This window comes from Verrucomicrobium sp. 3C (assembly GCF_000379365.1).
Taxonomy (GTDB): Bacteria; Verrucomicrobiota; Verrucomicrobiia; order Methylacidiphilales; family Methylacidiphilaceae; genus Methylacidimicrobium.
In genome coordinates this window covers 136,950-151,968 of record NZ_KB901875.1, presented here as the reverse complement: position 1 = coordinate 151,968, position 15,019 = coordinate 136,950, and the positions used below count along the sequence as shown (strand labels likewise).

The following is a 15,019-nucleotide window of genomic DNA, read 5'->3' as shown; positions in this document are numbered from 1 at the left end:
GGCCCGGAAAGCGGGAGAGCCGAGCAAGCAGACCCTAACGGAAGTGAACGCTGAACAAAGCCTCGAAACGGGCAATGCGGACGCCAAGCTCGTGTGGAAGAAGCGAAGGCGGATGTTTCCCTGAGAAGAGAGCACCATGGGCACCGGGGAGGGTTGCCGGGGTTTTGGGCGACGGCATGCGCCCAAAGGGCGATGCAATCAGCACGGGAGGCCTATCCGGCCGGGAGTTCCGGTGAGCGCACGCATGCAGACCGCTGCCTCGCGCGGAGGGCAGGCTCTCCGCAGGCGAAAGCCTCTGAAAAGAGGCCGGTTAGTCTTGGTGGCGGGCTTCCCCCCGTTCCTTGAGTGCCGCGTTCATGGCCTCCAGCCCCTGCCGGGTCCTCTGCTCCATCAGTGGCCAAAGACAAGGGAGGAGTAGGCCGTGAAAGGTCTCCCCGTGGTGAAGGAGGACTTTCTTCGGGCCCTGGATCTCGAAGAGGAAGCGATGCTCCCCAGCCAGTAGACGCGGGGAGAGCCAGTAACAGGTCCAAGACAGTTCCCGGTTCGGCTCCGCCACCAGGACCTCGGCGTTCATGGCAACTGGAGGAGAGTGCGGAGCGCAGACGCGAAGCGCAAGTCGCGCGCCTGGACGGGCTACGGGCTATAGTGGACCCCGATTTTGAGACAGGGATTTAAGCTGCCATCTTGGGAGGGTGATGGCATGAGCGAAGGCAGGAAGCGCAAAGCACATAGCGCGGAGTTCAAGGCGAGGGTGGGAATGGAAGCGATCCGGGGGTTGAAGACGCTCAACGAGATTGGCCAGCAGTACGGGGTGCATCCAGTCGTGGTCGGGCATTGGAAGAAAGAGCTCCTGGAGCGGGCGGCGACGATTTTTGAAGGGAAGCGTGGGCCGAAGCCGGTTGGGCATGCGGATGAAGATCGGCTGTATGGGGAGATTGGTCGGCTGAAGATGGAGTTGGACTGGCTTAAAAAAAAGTCCGGACTATGAGCAGCGAGGCACGGATAGGCTGGATAGAGCGAGAGGCGGAACTGGCGGTGGTGCGGCAATGCGAACTGGCAGGGGTGGCACGGGCTACGTTCTACGGACGGGGGGCGTCTGGCGAGCAAAGCGAGGAGGATTTGCTGCTGTGCCGGCTGATGGATGAGGAATACACGCGTCGGCTGTTTTACGGCAGCCGCCGGATGGTGGTTTTTCTTGAGCGACTGGGATATGTCGCAAACCGCAAGCGGGTGCGGCGGTTGATGCGCCATATGGGGTTGGCTGGGATGGCGCCGGGGCCTTCGACGAGCGTGGGACATCCCGAGCAGGCAGTTTATCCCTACCTGCTGCGCGGCATGGAGGTCAGCCGGCCCGATTAGGTTTGGAGTATCGACATTACGTACATCCAACTCCTGCGAGGTTTCGTTGATCTGGTGGCGATCATCGACTGGTACTCGCGGCGGGTACTGGGCTGGCGGATCAGCAACAGCCTGGACACCTCGTTCTGCGTCGATTGCCTGGAGGATGCGTTGGCTCTGCACGGGAAGCCGGAGATCTTCAACAGCGATCAGGGCTCGCAGTTCACCAGCGCTACGTTCACGGGCATGCTCAAGGGCGCAGGCATTGCGATTAGCATGGATGGAAGGGGTCGAGCGTTGGACAATATTTTTGTCGAACGGCTCTGGCGCAGCCTCAAGCATGAGGACGTGTATCTGAAGGAGTGCGGCACGGTGGCCGAGTTGATCGAACTTCCGCTGTGTAGTGTGGCAACTGATTGCAGCAGAACGTTAAGAGTTTTTCGTTCTGCCTACATGGCCCATTTGGGCGGGCGAGCAAAGAGCGGGAGCAGGTCGAGTTTTCGGAGCAGTGCATTGAGGTCGGCGGAGATCTTGGAGAAGAACCCGATCAAAGGCCGTCCGTTCGGGGCGAGTCGGATCAAGCGGATCGCCTGAAGGCGGCGGAGCACCTTGGGCACCTCTTCGGTGAACCCTTTGGCCACCCATTCGGTCCCGAGGCGGGCATTCATCCAGAAAGCCATGAAGCAAATCCTCACGTGGTTGCGGACCCGATCGGGCCGCCAATGATAGACAGGACGGACTTCGAGGTAGCTCTTGAGTTCTGAAAAAGCGGCTTCGACCTCTGCGAGCCGCTTGTGGTGGGTCAGCACCTCCTGAGGTGAAGCCTTGGCGGACGGGAGGTTGGTCCCGAAAAGATACCAGCCGTCGATCGCCTCTTCTTCTTTGACCCGCTCTTGGTCAAGCTTCCACCAGAACCGGCCCTTGGCGTCGACTCCGTACTGAAAGTATTTATGGGCTTGGAGCCGCTGGAGCGCCCGGCCGATCCGGCTGCCAAGCTCGACTGGGTCCGTCCCCTTGCGTGTTGCCTTGGCAATCTGGCGCAGCTCTTCCTCTGCGTGGGCGATGCGGCTCTGCCGCCGCTCCCGATCGCGCATCGCGCGCCGCTCCCCTCCCGCAATGACGTAGCGAACCCCTTGGTGCTCGATTTCCATCACCCGGGTCCGATCCGTCAGCCAGAGCTGCCGGTCTTCGGGAAGTCGCCGAATGATCTCCTGGAGCTTAGCCCCAGTCGATCGGGTTACGTACTCAAGCTCCATGCCGGTGAGCATCTCCAGGTTCCACCGGCTCTTCATCCCGCCGTCGAAGACGAAGGTAGCCTCTCTGATCCCGAGCCGGCGTCTGAGAGTCACCAAGAGCCCCGTCAGTGTCGCGCTGTCCGCCCGGTTCCCCCGCAGGACCTCCACATGGATCGGGATCCCCCGGGCATCGGCGGCGACCGCAAGAAGCACCTGGCGCCGATCTTGCCGATGATCCCGGCTGTAGCCGTACTGCGCCAATCCCTCGGGCCCGTCCCCCTCGAAGTAGACACTCGAAAGGTCATAGAGCACCAAGCTCGCTCCGTCTGGTTGGGCCTCCCGGTAAAGCTTCTTCTCGATCCCGCTCCAGCAACCATTGAGCCCATCCATTGCCCGGTAGAGATCGTCTTCTTCCAGGTCCTTCTCCTCCAGCCCGCACGCCTTGGCCAAAAGCGTCCCGCCTGCTTCCTCCCGAAGGGCGAGCTTGGATGAGGGAAAGAGAATCCGTCCAAAGATCATCGCCTTCAAAAGCCGCCCCTTCCGCTCCGAACCCACCCCGGATAGAACCTGATCGAGTCCAAATCGCTGCCACGCTTGCTCGAGGACCGCGAGTCCCCCGTAATCGAGCGCCTCTCGAGCTTGCAACTCATCGAGAGAGACCAGCGGCTTCTTCCGTAAAGCGGCGGCCAGCGCTTTCCGGGCGTCCTCCGGCACCCGGGTCACGTTGGCGATCAGGCGTGTCTTGACCTGCTTCCCCACCCGGTAGGACTCCCGGATTACGTAGGAGGAATAGACCTTCCCGTTGCGCCGCGTGCGAACCTCCTGCAAATGCATGCCTACAATTTAACCGATAGTTCTAGTAATGGTCGAGCCAATATTATCATTGGTATGTCCTACAAAAATACGTAGAAGTCATTGATCCATCAACAAAATGGTCAAATATGCTTATCCCGTTGACGCCCCTAACGTCAGCCACGAGCACCATCATCCCGAAACCCATGCGCTCCATATCCACCGGGCTTTCGGCAACCTCAAAACCTGGCTTAATGGCACCCATCATGGCGTTGATCCCAAATCTGCAAAATTATCTCGATGAATTCATGTTTCGCTTCAACCGGCGCAAGACTCCCATGGCTGCGTTCCAGAAATTGCTCGGGCCGGCCACGATCAAAATCCCCGTCAACTACGAGAAGATGGCGTTAGGGGCGTCAACGGGATAAGCATATGGTCAAAAACCTGCGGAAGATCCGCTAGTCATGTTGTTCTTTTTTCACAACAAACCGCATTGCCGAAGGTTTACTCGAATAAGGAAGAGTTGTGGCACGAGCAGCGAGATCTCACTTTCCCGGAGTCCTTGCCAAGGACGATCGGGTTCTCCTGGGTTGCCGTGCTCACAGAACCACAAAGCTTATACCCGAACTGAAGCCAAGGGGCAGGAAAGCAAGCCGAGGACGGAAGGACTCAGTGGAATTTCGGCTTACCGCCCCGAGACAACGGTAGGAGCACGCTCTTCCTCCGATGAAATCCCACGCAGTCCTCGTCCTCGGCATGCACCGCTGCGGCACCAGCGCCCTGACCCGCTGCCTCGGCTTTCTAGGCGTGGAGCTCGGCTCGGAGTTCATTGAGCCGGCCGAGGACAATCCGACGGGTTTTTGGGAGGATAGCAAGTTTCTCGTCATCAATCGGCGGTTGAACCAGTTGCTGGGAGAGGAGAGGGATCGCTTTTGGGAGCACTCGGCTCCCCTGGAAATCCCCGCGTCTTCCCCGGAAGTGCGCTCCCTGATGTCCGAGGCGATCGAGTCGATCCGGGGTAGGTTTGCCGCCTGCCCGTGGTGGGCCTTCAAGGATCCGCGGACCCTCCGGGCGCTTCCCTTTTGGGAGGAAGCGTTGGTGCAAGCCGGCATAAAGATTATCGAGGTGATCGCCGTCCGCCATCCGCTCGCCTGCGCAGAGTCGCTTCTGCGGCGCGACGACATTCCGGAGGATAGGTCCCTCCTTCTCTGGGCCAGTCATTATCTTGCCCACTGGCCCCGAGTCGCCGCCAGGCCCTTCGTCGCGGTCGATTACGACCGGCTCCTGGAGGAACCGGAGCGGGAACTGCGGCGGCTGAGCGATCGGCTGGGGCTGCCCTGGCGCGAGACGGCGGTAGAGGAGGCGGGCCGCTTCCTGCGAGCCGATCTCCAGCACACCCGTTTTGCGGCGGAGGATCTGCAAGATCGGCCGGACATTTCTCCGCTGGTCGTGGAGACCTTCCAAGCGCTCAACGACCTTTGCGCCGACCATGAACCGAAGGTTGCTTCCTCCCGGATGAGGTCTCTCCACGCGGAGTTCCGGCGAATGGTGCCGCTGCTCCGCGTTATGGATGCAGAGTGGCTTTCAACCAAGTTGGTTTTCATGGCGGAGCTGCAAGAGTGCCGGGCCATTCTCGCGACGCGATCGCGGGAGTTAGCCGCCTTGCGGACGCAGATCGGAGCGTCGCGCACCTACCGGTTGCTTCTTAGGCTGCGCACGCTGGAAAGATCGTTCCGCGGGCTGAGGAAGCGGCTGCTCGGGTCGCGGAGCCACGAGTCGCAGTGAGGGAGAAGGTCTAGCCTGACTTCCATGTGCGCCGTGAAAAGGGTGCATCGCCCAGTGGGGAGGGAGTGATCTCCACCCGGCAACTATTGCTCCAGCCGGAAGCACCCGGAGCGGCTACTGGTGGTAACGCCGGTGGTCGAAGCCTCTGGGAAAAGGCCCGGAAAGCGGGTCAGCGAGCAAGCAGGCCCTAACGGAAGTGAACGCTGAACAAAGCCTCGAAACGGGCAATGCGGACGCCGAGCTCGTGTCGAAGAAGCGAAGGCCGTTGTCTCCCTGGGAAGGAGAGCAATCGACGCAATGGGGAGAGCCGCCGGGGTAATGGGCGAGGGCATGCGGGCAAAGGACGATGCATCAACACGGGAGGCCCATCTGGCCGGGAGCTCGGGTTGGCGCGAGCGGACCGACCGCTGCCCCGCGAGGAGTCGAAGCGGGACCGGGTGGGAATCGGATAGGCCCAAGGTACCGGAGAGCTCGGAGAAAGTCCGGGGGAGGGAAGGGGCCTTAGTTCAAGGGAAACGTCGGAAGGAGCGAGAGCACGGAGATTGGCGATGAGTCTAGAACCTCCCTTGCGTGTTCGGAAGCTCCAGACGACGTTGCAGGAAAAAGCGAAGGCAAGTCCGACCTATCGCTTCTACTCCCTCTACGACAAACTCTACCGCGAGGATGTGCTCGCCTACGCCTGGCTGCTCTGCCGAAAGAACGGCGGGGTAGCGGGAGTCGATGGGCAGACCTTCGAGAGGATCGAGGAAGAAGGGGTAGAGAGGTGGTTGGACCGATTGGCGGAAGAACTCCGAAACAAGACCTATCGGCCAGAGGCGGTTCGGCGGGTGTGGATTCCCAAACCCGACGGGGAAGCGGAGGCCCTTGGGGATATCCACCATACGGGATCGGGTGGCACAGATGGCAGCGGTCCTCGTGCTGAGTCCGATCTTCGAGGTGGATTTAGCAGAAGAACAGTATGCCTATCGAGAAGGGCGAAGCGCCTTGGATGCGGTCAAGAAGGTGCATGCTCTCCTCAACACGGGCTACACCGAGGTGATCGACGCCGACCTCTCCGGCTACTTTGACAGCATCCCTCACCATGCCCTGATGAAGAGCTTGGCCCGGCGGATTTCCGACGGCGTCATGCTCGCTCTTTTGAAGGCATGGCTGGAAATGCCCGTCGAGGAAGACGACGGCCGAGGAGGGAAGCGGAGGACGACTCAGGCCAAGGATCGGAGGCGGGGGACTCCGCAAGGGGCTCCCATCTCCCCTCTACTGGCCAACCTCTACATGAGGCGGTTTATCTTGGCATGGAAGCGGCAAGGATGGGCCGCCCGATGGGCGGCGCACATCGTATCGTACGTCGACGACTATGTGGTCCTCTGCCGCCATCACGCCCAGGAAGCCCGGAAGCAAATGGAGAAGATCATGGAGCGAATCGGGCTCACCGTGACCCCGGAAAAGACCCGGATCTGCCGAGTGCCGGAGCAAAACTTCGACTTTCTCGGCTACACCTTCGGTCTTTGCTATAAGCCCATCACGGGCCGCAGCTACCTGGGGACGCAAGCCTCCGAGAAACGGGTGAACCGGCTGCTGCAGAGCGTGAGCGAGCAACTTGGTTGGAACACTCTCGGAATGGAGGGCACGGCACGGGTGATGCTCCTTAATCGCCGGCTGCGAGGATGGGCGAACTACTTCTGTCTTGGCTCGGTCAGCCGAGCGTACCGGGTGGTGGATCGTCACGTCCGGTATCGGCTCCGCCGGTTGCTCTGCCGCAAGCATAAAGTCCTTGGGCCGGGAAAGACCCAGTTCGCAGACTGGTTTCTCCGGGACAAGTTGGGTCTTCTCTCCCTTAGGAGCTTAACGCGGAGCCTGCCGTGGGCATAATCCTGCGCCAAACCTTGTCCGAAAGCCGAATGCGGGAAATCCGCACGTTCGGTTTGATGAGCGGGGAGTGGAAACGGATGATAGGGAGAGATACTCAGGCACTGCCAGACCGCAAGGGGCAGCTCCCGCTATGGCTCTCCTACGTCGCACCGCGCCACTCCTCGACTCTGCGCTCGATTGGTTGATCGTTTTGTCCTCGCTCAGCGCCGCGACGACCACCTTGGCCTTGAACTCCGCGCTGTGCCGGCGACGCGTCCGTTTGCTTGTCTTCTCCATCATTCCAGTGGCTTCCTTTTCTTAGCTTAACCACTGGTCGGATTTTTAGGGAGCACTTCACCCCCTCGCGAGCTGCTTAGCGGAGTGTCCTGAAAATGATCGTTTTCACTGACAAGCCCGCTTGCAAAATGATGGCAGTTATCATATCGTGCTATCATTGATGACTTGGCACGCAAGGGGATGACCCATGGCAAATGTAACCGTAAGAAATCTGCCGGATGCCGTGCATCGCGCTCTTCGAGTACGTGCCGCCCATCACGGCCGCAGCACCGAGGCGGAAATCCGCGCCATTCTGGAAATGGCCGCTTGTCCTCCCGAGCGCGTCAAACTCGGTTCCTTGCTGGCTTCCATCGCCCGCGAAGCGGGCGGCCTGACGGAGGCCGAAGCTGAGCAGTTCAACCAGTTCCGCGACAAGACGCCAGCCGAGCCAATGAGCTTTGAATGATCGTTATCGACACTAACGTGATTTCCGAGCTGTGGAAGATCGAGCCGAATCCCAACGTGCTGGCCTGGATCGACGCGCAGGCGGTTGAAACGCTCTATCTGTCGGCCATCACCGTGGCCGAATTGCGCTATGGCCTTGCGACTATGCCCGAGGGCAGGCGCCGCACCCTCTACCAAGAGCGGTTGGAGCATGAGGTGTTGCCAATCTTCGCAGGCCGCGTGCTGCCCTTCGACCTGGATGCTTCGCAAGCCTATGCCGACTTGATGGCGCGGGCGAGGGCAGGGGGCAAGGCGATCGGCAAGGTGGACGGTTATATCGCCGCCACGGCCGCCGTGCACGGCTTGATGGTTGCCACGCGCGACACCAACCCTTTCGAGGCCGCCGCGCTGAAGACCATCAATCCGTGGGAGGTAGCGCCCTGACCAACCAGGAGCGAAAGCCCATGGGAAACAGCCCGGAAATCGGGAGAGCCGACACCATGGGATGCCGAGGAGATCAAACGGAAAGGTCGCAAGAAAACGGCCGTGCGCGCCGACGCCAGCCAAAAGATCGAAAGCTGACCTTACCGAAATCTGGGATTACATCGCCGACGAATGCATGGCGAGCGCGACTTGAACGCGATCTTTCCCCCGGACGATTGAGCCGCAGCTGAGCTATTCCTGGGTCAGCTGTGCGTTGCAGACGGCTGGACTGCTGGGCAAGCGGAAGCGGGGGCGGGTTCATCGGCGGGAGCGAGAGCGGAGGCCGATGCGGGGGATGCTCTTGCCTGTGGACGGGAGCCCTCGTGATTGGATTCCGGGGTTGGGATGGCAGCCGGATCTGATCGCCTTACTGGACGATGCGGCGAACGAAGTCTACGAGGCCATTTTATGCGAGGAGGAAGGGACCAAAGCGATCCTTTCGGGCTTACGGAGCGTCATTGAGAAAGAAGCGCTTTTTTGCAGCCTCTACACCGACCCGGGGCAGCCGACCGGGGCAGCCATTTTTTCCATACGCCCGAGGCGGGAAAAGAGGTAGACCGAAGCCGGCTCACGCAAGTCGGCCGGGCGTTGGGAGCCTGTCCGGAAATTTGTGTGTGGGTCACAACCAAGGTGGGAAGAAACGGAAATGGAAGTGACCGCGAACAAGGAGGAGGAAGCGCAGGGCTGAGAAGGGAAGAAGGTGGAGGCCTCTGCGGCTTCTTTCGCCACGCGGTCGCGAACCTCCTACGGCACAACATATACGCGCGGAGCGACTTGACGGTTAATAGGCATCGTAGGCACTCTGCATCCTAAGCCCGCTCTAAAGGTTCTACCCGGGAGAGAGGGAGTGGCGTGCATGCCTCCGTCCTGGTGGCAAGCTCCGAAGCATGGGTTTCATCTAGATTAGGCTGGACGATGAGCGAAGATCCCCGGTCGGTTTGGAAGACCGAACTTCTGCGAGGCACGCTCTTTCCCAAAGAGAACTTCCCGATCCTGGAGAACTCGTGGTGGCGCTTCATTACCGGGACAGAGCCCGACTCGCGGATCCTGCAACCCCGAATCCCCAGGCTCACGGAAAGCGGAAAGCTACTGGGAAGCGAAGCGCTCTTGGCCTTGGATTGCCAGCGCGGTCGCATCGACTGGATCTTACGTCCCATTCCTCCTAGGGACCCTCCCGACGATCTGCCCGCCATCGGGCCTTTCCCGGAGGCGCTGGCACTTTTCCAACGCCTGCTCTTGCCGTGGCTTCCTCAGAGCCCCAAAGCTGCGCGCTTGGCTTTCGGCGCAACCCTCTTCCACACGGTTCAGGACGTCCCTAGCGGAAACCGCTTCCTCGCCCCCTTCTTGCCGTGCGTTAAAATAGACGTCGAAACGATCACGGATTTCCTCTACTCGGTGAATCGTCCCCGGCATTCCCAGTCCGTTTCGGGACTTTGCGTCAACCGCCTCGCCCGATGGGCCAACCTCGAGGTTGCTCTCGGTATTCCCACACTCATCGGCCATTTTCCTGTCTGCCGGCTCGAACTCGATGTGAACACCGCTCAACAACCTTCCGTGGAAATCCCTGTCCAACGATGCGAGAATCTCTTCCGGGAATTGCTCTCCCTCGGAGAAGAAATTGCCGAAAAGGGAGACCAGCCATGAGCGCTTTGATTTACACCTTCCGGGAGGAGTCGACAGCAACGACCGGCCCGGAGCAACGCTATGGGCCGGAAGCCCTAAAGGAGGTTCCTTTCTCCGCGTCGACCAAGGCCGAGATCGAGGAAGAGAACGCGCCGCTAAGACAAAACTCTTTAACGAGGGACTTGGCAGCGGTCTACCTGGCTTTCACTTCCCACTTGGGGCACTCCAGCACCCAACCCGGGCAACTCCCTCCTCCGAATGCCGCGTTTGATCTCCTCGGCGTGTCGATGTCGGATGCTCCCATCCTCCTGCCGGAGGTCTGGGTCCGCGGAACCATGTTCACCGCACCTTCTGCGGAAGACCCGGAGACGCGGAAGCAGCGAGAAGAAAATCAGCGGGCTATCTCGCTCCTGGAATCCTGGCTCCGGGAACCGACGCCTTCCGGCGACCTCGAGGAGGCTTCCTTGCGCCAGTTGATCGAAGACCTGGAGGAAGACAGGCTTTCCGCGAGAAAGCGCTTTGCCGATGCGGGTGGTGCTCCTTGATTGCGAGCCATTGGGCTTGCTGATTCATCCGCAGGCCGGCGACCGATCCCGCGCCTGTCTTCAATGGCTCCACTCTTCGCTACAAGCCGGCGACGGGGTTTGCTTGCCAGAGATCGCGGATTACGAAATCCGGCGGGAGCTCTTGCGCAGAGGGAATCAGAGATCTCTGGAGAAGCTCGATCAGCTTAAGGAGACGATCCGTTATTTGCCTCTCACGACCGAAACGATGAAGAGAGCGGCATCCTTTTGGGCAAAAGCGCGCCAAAACGGCCGCCCCACGGCCCATGACAAGGCCTTGGATGGGGACATGATTCTTTGTGCGCAAGCCGTGCTCATAAGGGAAAGCAACGGTCATGAGGTTGTCGTCGCAACTGGAAACGTCGGCCACCTGAGCCTTTTCGTCGTTGCTAAACGTTGGGAGGAGATCGGTTCATAGAGTTCCTGCAAGGAAACCTGCGATTTGAATCGCGGGAGGAATTGCGGTTGCGCGGAACGCAACACGTGATGTAGTCTTTCCGACACGCAACGCGTTGTCACCAATCGCAACTGTGTTTACCAGACCGCATACCATGTGGTATGGTGCCCGAAGTATCGGATCGACGTGTTGACGGGACCGGTGGCCGAGGAAATGCGAGCGATGCTGGATTCGATTTGCGCGGAAAGAGATTGGCCGATGATCTCCAAGGAGATTCAGCCGGACCACATCCATCTGTTTCTCAGCATGCCTCCCGCCATTGCCGTGGCCGACGCCGTCAAGGTGCTCAAGGGCGTTACGGCTCGCTTGCTGTTTCAACGGTTTCCAGCACTTAAGGAGCGGTTGTGGGATGGACATCTCTGGTCTTCATCCTATTACGTCGGCACCGCCGGCAATGTCAGCGCGGAAACCATCCGTCGCTACATCGAACGATCCGAACACGTCACCAAGAGGCGATAGGCCATGATGCGCACGGCGTCGATCAAGTTGGACGCGCGCGTCGCCAGAGGCAGCGAGGCGGCGCTTGCCCGCGCTGCAATCCGACTTTGCGAACGCCTGCCCAGCGGCTTTCCGCCGTCGTTCGCGAGCATCGGGTCTGGAATCGGGTGGCATTGCATCAACGGACCTATTCGGATCTGCGTTCTTCGACTCCGCTGGGCAGCCAGATGTGCTGCAATGCCATCTTTTCGGTTTGCAAGGCGTACAAGGCGGCACTCCAAGGTAACCGGGCGGATTCCGAAAGACACGCCGGTTCCGGCAATCAGCTTCCAGCGCGCCAGCGTCCACTTCGACAAGCGCACCTACGCGCTCAAGAAGAATGCCGTCTCGCTTTACACCCTGGGTGGACGCGTCATCGTTCCGATGCGTCTTGGGGAACACCAGCGGCGCATCCTCTCCTCCGGCCGGCCGAAGGAGGCGGAACTGGTCTTTCGCAAAGGCAACTGGTATTTCAACCTCGTCGGTCGTCGAATCCGACCGACAAGGAGCCGATTCGCATCCGGCCCCGGGGAATGGGGAGTGGATGTCGGGCCGAAAACAAATCTCGCGGGCACACATAGTTTGGTGGGGGATGTTCGGGAGCGGTCGTCTGTGCGATCGTCGCGCGACCAGGCCTCTCGCCCTGCGTCGCCGTCCTCCAGTCCGCCAAGGGCAGCCGAAGCGCCAAAACAGAGAAGCTTCGGCAGGTTCTCCGGCAAGGAGAGGGCGGCACGGTCACCCTCATGTGAACCCACGAGACGGAGCAAGGGCCATCGTGCGGGGAGGCGCTCGAGGCCGGAAGTTGCCAAGATCATCGATGGAGCGAGACCTGACGCATATCCGAGACCGGATCAAGGCTGGCAAGCGCATGCGAGGAAGATTGCATCGCTGGGCCTTCCGGCAGCTCCAACGCTTTGTCGAGTACAAGGCGAAATCGGCCGGCATCGCGGTCGAATACGTCGATCCGGCCTACACGAGCCAAACCTGCTCGTCTTGTAAACAATTGGGCAGACGCACGAAGCATCGTTTCGTGTGTCCTCACTGTGGTCTCCGGGCGCACAGCGACTTGAACGCGAGTCGGAATCTTGCCCGGATTGGCGGAACGGCGGTTCCGCCAAGGGCGGCCGTAAGCACGCCTAATGTTGGAGGTGCGGATGTTGGCAACCATGTCTGCGCTTCACGATAAAGCCTGCGACTTCAGCCGCGGGTTGTTTACAGCCTCGCTGGGAGTTCACGTGCGTTTATCGTGCATTGGGGGGTGCTGGAAGGCAGCAAGCGACGATGCGGACTGGCCGCCGCGCCGCTCCCGATCCTCCCGAGAGAATAGGGCACAGAATGCGGCGGAAGTGGTGTATCCAGATTGATATCCGTTCCTTACTGCTTCACTTTGGACGCAGTTTGGTAGTGTCCGCTTTTTTGTGTGCGGGTCGATTTCAGCATCCAGGAGCTCTTTCTTCCAATGCCCGTCCACGACTGGATGCACCCCGTACTGCTGCCCAATCTCGTTGAGCGTCTTCAACCCCCGGATCGCTTCCATTCCCACCTTCGCCTTGAACTCCGCGCATGTACCTTGCGCTTCCTGCCTTCGCTCATGCCATCACCCTCCCAAGATGGCAGCTTAAATCCCTGTCTCAAAATCGGGGTCCACTATAGTCTGACCCGGCTCCAGTTCTTCTGCTCCACATGGGCATTGTCATCCTTGTGATAGGGCCGTGAGCGAGTGAAGCCCACGGGCCTGCGCCGCTGGGAGAAGTAGCGGAGCAGATGATGGTTCAAAAACTCGCTCCCGTTGTCGCAATCAAAGCCCAGGATCGGAAAAGGCAGCTCGCCTTCGAGCTGGCGTGTCTTCTCCACGATCTGGGTTGCTCCCTTGTTCCAAACGGCTCGGGAAGCGGTCCAACCCGAGTAGATATCGGTGTAGGTGACCGTCCAGACGAAGTCCTCGGCCAAGCTCTGCCCACAATGGGCCACGGTGTCCGCTTCCAGATAACGGGGCTCGGTGGCATCCCAATGGTCGGTTCGCACCGGAATCTGGGTCTTGAGCAGGCTGCCCGGTTTGGTCCCGCAAAGTCGCTTCGGAATCACGCAGCGGATGGGAGCCAAAAGCCGGTCGATGGTCGCAGGACTCATCTCGCAAAGGTCCCGCTCCACCCACTTGGGCAGTCTCCCAAAGCGCTTCCGATAGTAGGGAAGCCACAAGGGTATCGCCGCCGCTAACCGCTTCCCGCGCATCTGTTCTCCCGCTTGCCAGATCGTTTTGAGCGGCTCCAGGACCTCTTCTCCGTACCGAGCGGGCCTCCCTCTCCTTTCTTCCTCGGCCTTCGGTGGCCGCTTGCCGGACAAAAGCTTGATCGCATGCTTGCGCGAGTAGCCCCACTGCTCGCAGAACTCATCGAGCATCCGCCCCTTCCCCTTTCTCCCCCGCCGGGCGTATCGCTCACGCATCCGCCCAAGCACCTCTTCCGCAACCTGTTGACTCATCTTCATGACCTCCGTGGTTCTTCGGTGTCATTTTTTATGAGTCAACGACCCTCCTTTGCCCGCCCCGCCCACCTCCGCTTCGGTGTCAAAATTTATGAGTCAATTCGCCTGGGTGAGCAGACATAACGTCGTACCGTTCCAACGGAAGAAGACCGGCACGTGGCTAGAACGCCAGACGGCATGACCCGTCGCGGCCGTCGTAAACGACCACCATGTACCGAAAAGCAGCCCTTCCGAGCAGAACCTGATGCTGTTGCTTGCCAGAGTGGAGCCGAACCCCCAGAAATCGGCACCACGTCACAAATTGCAAGGCGGGGATGCGAAGATAGGCGAGGAAAACGTCAAATACGTCCAGTCCGCCAATCCCCGAACCCTGCTGCCGATCGATAGGCGGCAGATTTAGCTCCTTGGCAAGATCGGCATCGATACAGCTATCGCGCGCTCCGGTATCCAGAAGAGCCGGAACCAAATTTACCGGCTGCTGCGTTTGGAGTTTTTGGAATGCTTCGATTCTCGAACTCTCCTGGAAAACCTCGGGCTTAAAGCCGATCTCCACAAGCAGGGTAGGCCCGTTGAGGTACAAAAGGCCTGCCGCGTCGACCGGCTGCAACGCCGGGGGAGAGGCAGCTCGGTTAACGATGAACGGCGAAAACCCGCAGTTGACGATGGGCATTACGCTCAGGCCATCTACGGAAAGAAAACGGATGCCGGCAACACGGGAGCCGGAGCCCCAACTTGGCGGATCAAGTATGGTCCCCGCCCAAATCGTCGCACAGCCTCCTCGGCTGCAGCGTTGAACGTGTCCCAAGCGCCAATCAATTTCCCGCCGCAAAAGACGACGAATTTTCCGGCGTAAACTTCTTCTAGATGGCCACGCAGCTTCTCAAACGCATCAATCTCGGCCGACAAAGCTTCCGCGTCCTGTGCCGTTGACGTCTCCTCCGCACTCATTGCTTTTACGCTATCCTGACTTTGACACTTTTTCACCGACATTGTGATTTATCAATTACTTACGGAAAGCATGTAGTACGTAATATATGAAATAATATATTGACGTGTATTCGTTGCGTTTGGCATAAAAGAGTGCGTAATGTACTTTTGCGAGGTCAAGTCGCGGCAGAAGGGGAAGGTCTACAAGAGTTATTTCATCCGAGAGTCGTATCGGACCGAGAAAGGACCTCGTTCCCGGACGATCTGCAACGTCACCGCGCTACCCG

The 15,019-nt window shown here is 59.8% G+C and carries 14 protein-coding genes and 4 pseudogenes; 12 read left to right on the top strand and 6 right to left on the bottom strand.

Going from position 1 to position 15,019, the window contains the following annotated elements; all coding sequences use genetic code 11:
* Positions 1 to 310 precede the first annotated feature (310 nt).
* Positions 311 to 574, bottom strand: coding sequence for an SRPBCC domain-containing protein (locus A37A_RS14920; protein ID WP_018289688.1), 264 nt, complete (start codon positions 572 to 574; stop codon positions 311 to 313).
* Positions 575 to 700: 126 nt separating this feature from the next.
* Between A37A_RS14920 and A37A_RS19810 the strand changes: the two are divergent.
* Positions 701 to 1,698 (top strand): annotated as a pseudogene (locus tag A37A_RS19810) (IS3 family transposase); the annotation flags it as partial.
* An 89-nt stretch (positions 1,699 to 1,787) separates the two neighbouring features.
* Here A37A_RS19810 and A37A_RS0100985 read toward each other — a convergent pair.
* Positions 1,788 to 3,407 carry an IS1634 family transposase gene (locus A37A_RS0100985; protein WP_018289685.1) on the bottom strand — a complete coding sequence of 540 codons (1,620 nt, stop codon included), beginning with the start codon at positions 3,405 to 3,407 and terminating at the stop codon, positions 1,788 to 1,790.
* A 175-nt stretch (positions 3,408 to 3,582) separates the two neighbouring features.
* On the opposite strand from A37A_RS0100985, the pseudogene A37A_RS19805 reads away from it, so the two are divergent.
* Together A37A_RS19805 and A37A_RS0100970 are read left to right on the top strand one after the other, a co-directional pair.
* Positions 3,583 to 3,793, top strand: a pseudogene (locus tag A37A_RS19805) (transposase); the annotation flags it as partial.
* Positions 3,794 to 4,091: 298 nt separating this feature from the next.
* Complete coding sequence (locus tag A37A_RS0100970) at positions 4,092 to 5,150, top strand: sulfotransferase family protein (RefSeq protein WP_018289682.1); 1,059 nt, start codon at positions 4,092 to 4,094, stop codon at positions 5,148 to 5,150.
* A 554-nt stretch (positions 5,151 to 5,704) separates the two neighbouring features.
* Here the strand turns inward: A37A_RS0100970 and A37A_RS20985 are convergent.
* The gene (locus A37A_RS20985; RefSeq protein ID WP_018289681.1) at positions 5,705 to 6,031 is read right to left on the bottom strand and encodes a hypothetical protein; all 327 of its coding nucleotides are present in this window, start codon (positions 6,029 to 6,031) and stop codon (positions 5,705 to 5,707) included.
* A 10-nt stretch (positions 6,032 to 6,041) separates the two neighbouring features.
* Here A37A_RS20985 and A37A_RS14915 point away from each other — a divergent pair, with 10 nt between their 5' ends.
* The 9 genes and pseudogenes from A37A_RS14915 to A37A_RS20980 all read left to right on the top strand — a co-directional run bounded on the left by A37A_RS14915 (position 6,042) and on the right by A37A_RS20980 (position 12,507).
* Positions 6,042 to 7,019, top strand: coding sequence for a reverse transcriptase domain-containing protein (locus tag A37A_RS14915; protein WP_231363712.1), 978 nt, complete (start codon positions 6,042 to 6,044; stop codon positions 7,017 to 7,019).
* Positions 7,020 to 7,482: 463 nt separating this feature from the next.
* Positions 7,483 to 7,740 (top strand): plasmid stability protein stbC, encoded by a 258-nt coding sequence (locus tag A37A_RS0100945; protein WP_018289678.1) that lies wholly within the window; start codon positions 7,483 to 7,485, stop codon positions 7,738 to 7,740.
* Positions 7,737 to 8,162 (top strand): type II toxin-antitoxin system VapC family toxin, encoded by a 426-nt coding sequence (locus A37A_RS0100940; RefSeq protein ID WP_018289677.1) that lies wholly within the window; start codon positions 7,737 to 7,739, stop codon positions 8,160 to 8,162. The genes A37A_RS0100945 and A37A_RS0100940 overlap by 4 nt, the downstream gene beginning before the upstream one ends.
* A 253-nt stretch (positions 8,163 to 8,415) precedes the next feature.
* Positions 8,416 to 8,757 carry a hypothetical protein gene (locus A37A_RS0100935; protein WP_231363710.1) on the top strand — a complete coding sequence of 114 codons (342 nt, stop codon included), beginning with the start codon at positions 8,416 to 8,418 and terminating at the stop codon, positions 8,755 to 8,757.
* A 359-nt stretch (positions 8,758 to 9,116) separates the two neighbouring features.
* The gene (locus tag A37A_RS0100930) at positions 9,117 to 9,845 is read left to right on the top strand and encodes a hypothetical protein (protein WP_018289676.1); all 729 of its coding nucleotides are present in this window, start codon (positions 9,117 to 9,119) and stop codon (positions 9,843 to 9,845) included.
* Positions 9,842 to 10,369 (top strand): hypothetical protein, encoded by a 528-nt coding sequence (locus A37A_RS0100925; protein ID WP_018289675.1) that lies wholly within the window; start codon positions 9,842 to 9,844, stop codon positions 10,367 to 10,369. The genes A37A_RS0100930 and A37A_RS0100925 overlap by 4 nt, the downstream gene beginning before the upstream one ends.
* The gene (locus A37A_RS0100920; RefSeq protein WP_018289674.1) at positions 10,350 to 10,805 is read left to right on the top strand and encodes a PIN domain-containing protein; all 456 of its coding nucleotides are present in this window, start codon (positions 10,350 to 10,352) and stop codon (positions 10,803 to 10,805) included. The genes A37A_RS0100925 and A37A_RS0100920 overlap by 20 nt, the downstream gene beginning before the upstream one ends.
* Positions 10,806 to 10,913: 108 nt before the next feature.
* Positions 10,914 to 11,303, top strand: a pseudogene (tnpA, locus tag A37A_RS0100915) (IS200/IS605 family transposase); the annotation flags it as partial.
* An 835-nt stretch (positions 11,304 to 12,138) separates the two neighbouring features.
* Positions 12,139 to 12,507, top strand: coding sequence for an RNA-guided endonuclease TnpB family protein (locus tag A37A_RS20980; protein ID WP_020493833.1), 369 nt, complete (start codon positions 12,139 to 12,141; stop codon positions 12,505 to 12,507).
* Positions 12,508 to 12,756: 249 nt separating this feature from the next.
* Here A37A_RS20980 and A37A_RS20975 read toward each other — a convergent pair.
* The 3 genes and pseudogenes from A37A_RS20975 to A37A_RS0100895 all read right to left on the bottom strand — a co-directional run.
* Positions 12,757 to 12,914, bottom strand: a pseudogene (locus A37A_RS20975) (IS3 family transposase); the annotation flags it as partial.
* 54 nt (positions 12,915 to 12,968) lie between these two features.
* Complete coding sequence (locus A37A_RS14900) at positions 12,969 to 13,802, bottom strand: hypothetical protein (RefSeq protein ID WP_196799450.1); 834 nt, start codon at positions 13,800 to 13,802, stop codon at positions 12,969 to 12,971.
* Between the two features lie 163 nt (positions 13,803 to 13,965).
* Positions 13,966 to 14,475 carry a retropepsin-like aspartic protease gene (locus tag A37A_RS0100895; RefSeq protein ID WP_018289669.1) on the bottom strand — a complete coding sequence of 170 codons (510 nt, stop codon included), beginning with the start codon at positions 14,473 to 14,475 and terminating at the stop codon, positions 13,966 to 13,968.
* Positions 14,476 to 15,019 lie beyond the last annotated feature (544 nt).

Excerpts from the sequence above, each read along its gene's own strand:
- A37A_RS20980 (WP_020493833.1), top strand. The coding sequence starts at position 12,139 with ATGGAGCGAGACCTGACGCATATCCGAGACCGGATCAAGGCTGGCAAG.
- A37A_RS0100930 (WP_018289676.1), top strand. The coding sequence starts at position 9,117 with ATGAGCGAAGATCCCCGGTCGGTTTGGAAGACCGAACTTCTGCGAGGC.
- A37A_RS14900 (WP_196799450.1), bottom strand. The coding sequence starts at position 13,802 with ATGAGTCAACAGGTTGCGGAAGAGGTGCTTGGGCGGATGCGTGAGCGA.
- A37A_RS0100925 (WP_018289675.1), top strand. The coding sequence starts at position 9,842 with ATGAGCGCTTTGATTTACACCTTCCGGGAGGAGTCGACAGCAACGACC.
- A37A_RS0100895 (WP_018289669.1), bottom strand. The coding sequence starts at position 14,475 with ATGCCCATCGTCAACTGCGGGTTTTCGCCGTTCATCGTTAACCGAGCT.
- A37A_RS0100985 (WP_018289685.1), bottom strand. The coding sequence starts at position 3,407 with ATGCATTTGCAGGAGGTTCGCACGCGGCGCAACGGGAAGGTCTATTCC.
- A37A_RS14920 (WP_018289688.1), bottom strand. The coding sequence starts at position 574 with ATGAACGCCGAGGTCCTGGTGGCGGAGCCGAACCGGGAACTGTCTTGG.
- A37A_RS0100940 (WP_018289677.1), top strand. The coding sequence starts at position 7,737 with ATGATCGTTATCGACACTAACGTGATTTCCGAGCTGTGGAAGATCGAG.
- A37A_RS0100920 (WP_018289674.1), top strand. The coding sequence starts at position 10,350 with ATGCGGGTGGTGCTCCTTGATTGCGAGCCATTGGGCTTGCTGATTCAT.
- A37A_RS0100945 (WP_018289678.1), top strand. The coding sequence starts at position 7,483 with ATGGCAAATGTAACCGTAAGAAATCTGCCGGATGCCGTGCATCGCGCT.
- A37A_RS20985 (WP_018289681.1), bottom strand. The coding sequence starts at position 6,031 with ATGGTGGATATCCCCAAGGGCCTCCGCTTCCCCGTCGGGTTTGGGAAT.
- A37A_RS0100970 (WP_018289682.1), top strand. The coding sequence starts at position 4,092 with ATGAAATCCCACGCAGTCCTCGTCCTCGGCATGCACCGCTGCGGCACC.